The sequence below is a fragment of the Rhizobium sp. SVR5-9E genome (genome assembly GCF_056755095.1).
The window spans coordinates 1-235 of sequence record NZ_JBNDHS010000752.1; the positions used below are offsets into that span (position 1 = coordinate 1).

1 pseudogene is annotated in these 235 nt (G+C 70.6%); it reads right to left on the bottom strand.

The annotated features are described in order from the left end of the window. Positions 1 to 235: pseudogene (locus ACPYOJ_RS36840) on the bottom strand (hypothetical protein); the annotation flags it as partial.

Sequence of the window (235 nt, forward strand, 5' to 3'; positions counted from 1 at the left end):
GGGGGGGGGGGGGGGGGGGGGGGGGGGGGAGGGGGGAGGGGGAGGTGTGCATGGGCCAGGAGATGGGTGATGCGGTTGGCAGTAAAATCGATGACGCTTTCGCGCGCAGCCGCAGGCGACGAAAGGCTTGCAGCTCCGCGAACCGCGCGCTCGGCCCAGTCGGCATTGCGGTGCCGGAGTTCCGCCAACCCACGGATATAGGCCACCGCATCGTTGATCGCCTTCGCCTCGCCCG